At 38.5% G+C, this 6,142-nt stretch carries 6 protein-coding genes; 3 read left to right on the forward strand and 3 right to left on the reverse strand.

The features are described 5' to 3' along the window. Positions 1 to 1,032: cryptochrome/photolyase family protein (locus B2X72_RS09260; RefSeq protein WP_286849304.1), on the forward strand; the 1,032-nt coding region annotated here is incomplete at its 5' end. A 79-nt stretch (positions 1,033 to 1,111) separates the two neighbouring features. Here B2X72_RS09260 and B2X72_RS09265 read toward each other — a convergent pair. Continuing rightward, a complete protein-coding gene (locus tag B2X72_RS09265; protein ID WP_204991071.1) occupies positions 1,112 to 1,894 on the reverse strand; it encodes an alpha/beta fold hydrolase in 783 nt (260 codons plus the stop codon). A gap of 221 nt (positions 1,895 to 2,115) precedes the next feature. Here B2X72_RS09265 and B2X72_RS09270 point away from each other — a divergent pair, with 221 nt between their 5' ends. After that, positions 2,116 to 2,670, forward strand: coding sequence for a cysteine hydrolase family protein (locus B2X72_RS09270; RefSeq protein WP_046674600.1), 555 nt, complete (start codon positions 2,116 to 2,118; stop codon positions 2,668 to 2,670). Positions 2,671 to 2,755: 85 nt separating this feature from the next. Here B2X72_RS09270 and B2X72_RS09275 read toward each other — a convergent pair whose 3' ends face one another. Together B2X72_RS09275 and map are read right to left on the reverse strand one after the other, a co-directional pair. Beyond that, the gene (locus tag B2X72_RS09275; RefSeq protein ID WP_286709998.1) at positions 2,756 to 3,607 is read right to left on the reverse strand and encodes a helix-turn-helix domain-containing protein; all 852 of its coding nucleotides are present in this window, start codon (positions 3,605 to 3,607) and stop codon (positions 2,756 to 2,758) included. Between the two features lie 560 nt (positions 3,608 to 4,167). Further along, positions 4,168 to 4,929: a type I methionyl aminopeptidase gene (gene map / locus B2X72_RS09280; RefSeq protein WP_286709999.1), complete on the reverse strand. Its 762-nt coding sequence runs from the start codon at positions 4,927 to 4,929 to the stop codon at positions 4,168 to 4,170. 336 nt (positions 4,930 to 5,265) lie between these two features. Here map and B2X72_RS09285 point away from each other — a divergent pair, with 336 nt between their 5' ends. Further along, positions 5,266 to 5,901 (forward strand): NAD(P)H-dependent oxidoreductase, encoded by a 636-nt coding sequence (locus B2X72_RS09285; RefSeq protein ID WP_070565384.1) that lies wholly within the window; start codon positions 5,266 to 5,268, stop codon positions 5,899 to 5,901. The last annotated feature ends 241 nt before the right edge of the window (positions 5,902 to 6,142 follow it).

Below are 6,142 nucleotides of genomic sequence, written 5' to 3' on the forward strand. Positions count from 1 at the left end.
TTGGTTGAAAAATTTGATGTGCAGGGCGTCTATTGTAATCGGGACTATGAGCCAATGGCAATTGCGCGGGACAAAGAAATTTTTGAGTTCTTTCAAGCTAAGGGAATTCCCTTCAAAGCTGTGAAAGATCAGGTTATTTTTGATAAAGCAGATATCTTAAAGAATGATGGGACACCATATACGGTTTATACGCCTTATGCAAAAAAATGGCGTGAGAAATTACGTCCTGAGGACCATCGTTCCTATACCTACGCAATGGAACCCTTCGTTCAGCAAAAGCATCAGCAGATCATTTCTTTGGAGAACTTAGGTTTTTTAGAGACCGATCTTAGCTTTAAAGAACCACACCTGGATGCTACTATCATTGATCACTATGATAAAACCCGCGATTATCCAGCGTTAATGGGCACTACTCATTTGGGGATAGCACTTCGTTTTGGAACAATCAGTGTACGTCGGTGTGTTACCTTTGCTTTAAAACACAATGCGACCTGGTTGTCTGAATTGATCTGGCGTGAATTTTTTATGCAGATTCTCTATCACTATCCGCATGTTGTTACCGAATCCTTTAGAAAGCAATACGACGCCATACAATGGCGGAACGATGAGGTAGAATTCCAGCAATGGTGTGAAGGACAGACCGGATATCCTTTAGTAGATGCGGGTATGCGCCAATTGAATACTTCCGGTTATATGCACAATCGCGTACGAATGGTCGTAGCCAGTTTTCTTTGTAAACACCTTTTGATTGACTGGAGGTGGGGGGAGGCCTACTTTGCGCAAAAATTAAATGATTATGATCTGTCGGCCAACAATGGTAACTGGCAATGGGCCTCAGGCAGTGGCTGCGACGCAGCCCCGTATTTCAGGGTTTTTAATCCGACGCTTCAGGCTGAGAAGTTCGATAAAAATCAGGAGTATATAAAAAAATGGGTTCCTGAATTAGGTACTCCAGCCTATTGTGAGCCTATGGTTGACCATCAGATTGCCCGTGATCGTGCGATAAAGACCTACGCAAAGGCGTTGAAATAATAGAATTGAATGTCTACATCTTACGAGAGGTTTTAAGGACCAACAAGTCGGAGTAGACATTCAATGTATCTCATTTTTATCAATCTAAAAACTCGGCAACGAATGCGTCGAATACCTGTGGATTTTCAGCTTGAACCCAGTGACCAGCATTAGGAATTGTTTTAAATACGGCATTTGGAAATTGTTCCCTGATCTTAATCTTATCTTCAGGTAATATGTATCTTGATTTTTCTCCTGGTAGAAATAATGTGGGGCCGTTGAATATTCCTGATTTTACCCCGACAGTAATAAACTCCGTATATTTATTTTTTAAAACATCCAGATTAAAGCGCCAATCTAATTTTCGATCTTCTCTGATATATACATTTTTCAATAAAAATTGGATAACACCCGGATCGCTCAAGTAGTGTTCAATCTTTACTTGTACATCTTTCCTGTTTTCTAGTGTTGTAATATCTACAGCAGATAGCGCGTCGAATATGTCCTCATGATGTGGAGGATAAGCTTTCGGAGCTATATCAGCGATGATCAGTTTTTCAATCTTTTCAGGATGGTCAATAGCAAATTGCATCGCTACTTTTCCGCCTAGAGAATGGCCCAATAGCAATACTTTATCTGCTCCAATGGATGCAATATAGGACAGCAGATCGTCTACCATAACTTCCACCGACATATCTTCACTATGGAAACTTCGTCCGTGATTACGAAGATCGAGTAGATGTACCTGTCTTTTCTCGCCAAAACTACGACCAAAGGATCCCCAGTTGTCTGCCATGCCAAAAAGCCCATGTAGGACAATTAATGGAGTGCCACCGTTATCTGCGCCATATATTTTGCTGTGTTGTAATTCTTTCAATGCCATGATATCTATTATTACGATTTATCACCTGTATGTGACGTGTATATGCAGCGAAGTTAGCTTTTGTTGGTGATTTTTTGATCGAAATTATGTAAAACATTACATAACTTTCTATCCATCCCGTCTTATCGCTCTTATCAAAATGGTAGTATTTGGTGATTTATTGGTAGGTCATCGCCGCTAAATCCAGCTTAATTTTGTATTAAACTTAATTCATAAAATAGATGAGAAATAGCGCATTAATAGTCATTGATATTCAAAACGAGTATTTTGAAGATGGCGGAATGGAACTTGTGGATCCCTTAAAGGCAGGGATGAACGCCAGAAGAGTGATCGACCAATTTAGGCGAGAAAAGTTACCTGTGGTTCATATCCAACATATTTCCTCAGATCCAAAAGCAATGCCATTCTTTATTGATGGCACAAGAGCTGCCGAAATTCATGAAAGCGTGAGTCCAATGCCAAACGAGCTAGTAATACGTAAACATTTTCCCAACAGCTTTAGAGAGACAGAATTATTGGATTACCTTCGCAGCAATAAGGTCGAGAAACTTGTTGTCGTAGGCATGATGACCCATATGTGTATCGACGCTACGGTACGCGCCGCTGTCGATTTAGGTTTTTCATGTACTGTAATTGCTGATGCCTGTGCAACGCGAGATCTTGAGATTAATGGTTCCGTAGTTGCTGCACTGGATGTTCAGCATGCCTTTCTTGCTGCTTTGGCGTTCTTTTATGCGCAGGTTCAGGATACCGAGACGTACTTGGCACGCTATTGATTTATAGGGAAATCGGGCCATGGGGAGGCCGATCTGCATGGCCCGATTTCCATAGCGACAATTTGTATAATAGATAATTCAACATTTATTTGGATTCCTGAATAAATGCACTTATGGTTTTTCCAGTTTGAGTTTTAAAAAAACGCATTAAATGATTGGGTTCTGAAAAGTTAAGATCAAAAGCAATTTGATTAACGGAATGGTCAGAGTGGATCAGCAGATCCTGAATCTCGAATAGTAACCGTTGTCGAAGTAAGTGGGCAGCTGTGGTATTAAACTGTGCCTTAACGGCCTGATTTAGTGTAATCCTACTTATTCCCATAAGTGTCGCATATTCGTTTACCCGTTGTTTCTTCCGAATGAACTGTTCCATAAGTTCTTTGAATTGATAGGCGAAGTTATTTTCCGCTTTTTGGTTCGGAAGCATATTTAAGCGTGCATATTTTCGGTTTAAAGTTTGCAATAGGTAATAAAGTAAAGAACGAATAATATGGACACTATCTGCTTGGGTTTCCATGAGTTCAAGTTTAATTTCGGCGAGAAGACCTAAGAATTTTGACATATGTGTGTCATCTGCTATAATCTGGGGTACATAACTAAGCTGGTAGAAATATAATAGTTTGTATGTGAATAATTTATCCGAAAAGAAATCATTTAAAAAGTCTTCCTGAAAAATCAATGTTGTAAACTCAAGGTGTTCAGGATCCAGTTCCCAGGTATGTTTCTGAAAAGCTGAAATAAAGATAATTGAATTGTCGGACAAGGAGAGGATCTCTTGCCCCAATATCAATCTGCCTTTCGCTTTTTTGAAAAATAGAATTTCAAAAAAGTCTTTATGGTAAGTTTCTTGATGTGTATAATCCGTTTCCATCTCGTTGAGGACATTCAACAAGAAGTCAACACCGCATTCTCCCTTATGGAATTTTATTGTTCTCAATCTAGATTACTTTAATCGATCAAAAATACTAAACTTTATAAGTTACACCAGCCGAAATACAAATATTATCGTAGCGTTTTATTCTGCATGTTTATTCAGGCAGCTGAGCAAGGAGTAAGGGTTGGAAGCGAAGAGTTTGGAACAAAGGTTTTCTAATGTTTGGTGTTTTTCAAAATAGTTTTCAAAACAGTTAAAAGACAATAGTTGAGGGAAATGTGAAGACGAGTGAAGCTGAATTTTGAACAGGAGAATAAAAATTTTATGAAAAGTGATTTTCATCACTTTTTTGTTGAGAAGAATAAGCTATTTTTACTGCTGTAGTCAGTTATCCAGTGGGATTAATCTTTGGGTTTGACAAAAATTATTTAGCCATAAAAATATATTATTTGGGGGTTTTCTCATTATGAGAGGCCCCTTAATTTTTTTAACAACCTCTATCCTGATGTAAAGGGTTGATGCACTATACCACAAGTTTGGAGTCTTATTTAAAGAAAATAGGTCTTTTCGATAGCTTTCAATAACTTGTTCGAAAAGACCTATAAGGATTTTCTTATTACGGGCTAGTAAATTGCATTCTGTACAGTTAATATAACGGGATAGCCATCGGTAACGAGAATCGTATGTTCGTGTTGTGCCATGAATCCACCTTTGTCACCAACCATTGTCCAGCCATCGTTGAGTTCGGTTGCGTAGGTGGAGGTCGTTGAAATAAAGGTTTCAATAGCAACAACGGTATTTTTTCGAAATCTTCGTTGGTCGAAGCGGTTTTTATAGTTAAGCAGTTCGTCGGGCTCCTCGTGCAGACTTTTTCCTACACCATGTCCGCCAAGGTTCTTGATGACTTTATACCCTCTTTTTTTAGCCTCAGTTTCGATTAGATGCCCAATATCGGCTATTTTCACACCACCACGAATATTATTGATTGCCTTTTGAAGAATTTCTTTCGATGCATTGACCAATTTTTCGTGTTCAAAGATGTCCTTTCCTATAACAAAGGAACAACCATTATCAGCCCAATATCCATCTAATTCGGCAGATACATCGATATTGATCAAATCGCCCTCTTGCAATATCCTTTCCGCCGTAGGTATTCCGTGGCAAAATTCGTTGTTTATACTGATACACGTGTAACCTGGGAAACCATAAGTGAGAGCGGGAGCAGAATTTGCACCCATACCTTTCAATATTTCGGCTCCATATTCGTCAAGCTCCTTCGTGGACATGCCCTCTTGAGCATATTCTATCATAGCCTTTAAGGTGATGGCAACGGCATCGCTCGCTTTTTGTATGCCTGTTAGCTCAGTTTCATTCGTTATAGACATCGCTGATGTTTTTATTTTTGAGCATGAAAGCTCAGTTTTCTATTTTGTTAGGGTATTACCACCGAGAACAAATAGTTCAAGGTCATTTTGTTATACCGGATATAAACCAATACAAAGGTCTTAATAAAATTGAATAAAATAGGCATTTATTTGCGATTAGAAGTAAATATACTGTGTTTTGGCTTTAAAAGTTTAGTAATAAATGCTGAATGCCAGTCTGTTTTTGTCCTAGTTTTTATTGTTTTATTTCTTGATTTTGATGTTTAGACATTTATTTTTTTATGTATCTTTATATAACTTTATGAAATTGCTATTGATCATTTAAATTAAAACAAAATGGCTTTATTGGATACTCTAGAATGGCGTTATGCCACAAAAAAATACGACCCTACAAAAAAGGTCGCTCAGGAAGATTTGGATAAGATTTTGGAGGCAGCACGGATGGCACCTAGCTCTTCTGGACTTCAACAGTTCCGTGTAATTGTGATTACGAATCAGGAATTAAAAGAAAAAATTGTGCCTGTGGCTTGGGGGCAACAAATAGTGGCTGATAGTTCACATCTATTGGTGTTCGCAGGATGGGATAGATACACCGACGAACGCATTGATAAAACCTTCGACAAGATGAATACCTTGAGAGGTTTACCTTTAGACAGCACTGACGAGTATAAAAATAGGTTGAAAGGCCAATTAGCAAGTTTTACAGAAGAACAACAAGCGGCACATGCGGCGAAGCAAGCTTATATTGCTTTTGGTTTGGCAATTGCGCAGGCAGCAGAACTAGGCGTTGATGCGACGCCTATGGAGGGTTTTTCAAATGCCGAATTGGATGAATTACTTGGTTTAGACAAGCTGGGATTGAAGAGTGCGGTTATGCTTCCGTTGGGTTATCGGATGGAAGAACAAGATTGGTTGTTGAAGCTGAAAAAATTTAGACTTCCAAAAGAGGAATTTTTGATTGAGCTCGCATAAATTGTAGTTCACGTTAAAAAAAGCGTTTCCACCATTGTCGAAACGCTTTTTTTATAGAAAAATATTTTTAAAATTGATAGGCAAAACTTCCAAGTATATTTCTAGGCATTTGCGGGTTTACCGTTGTCCATCCTTTGAAATAAGTTTGATTTCCTAAATTGTTTGCTTTGAAGGCGAATTCAAAATGTTTAAATCCATAAGATAGACTCGCGTTCAAGAGTGTGTAAGACGGAAGGGTAAA

It is taken from the genome of Sphingobacterium sp. UBA7253, from assembly GCF_002472745.1.
Lineage (GTDB): Bacteria > Bacteroidota > Bacteroidia > Sphingobacteriales > Sphingobacteriaceae > Sphingobacterium > Sphingobacterium siyangense.

Bases quoted from the DNA above. Each gene is read 5' to 3' on its own strand.
- B2X72_RS09265 (WP_204991071.1), bottom strand. From the start codon at position 1,894: ATGGCATTGAAAGAATTACAACACAGCAAAATATATGGCGCAGATAAC.
- B2X72_RS09270 (WP_046674600.1), top strand. From the start codon at position 2,116: ATGAGAAATAGCGCATTAATAGTCATTGATATTCAAAACGAGTATTTT.
- map (WP_286709999.1), bottom strand. From the start codon at position 4,929: ATGTCTATAACGAATGAAACTGAGCTAACAGGCATACAAAAAGCGAGC.
- B2X72_RS09285 (WP_070565384.1), top strand. From the start codon at position 5,266: ATGGCTTTATTGGATACTCTAGAATGGCGTTATGCCACAAAAAAATAC.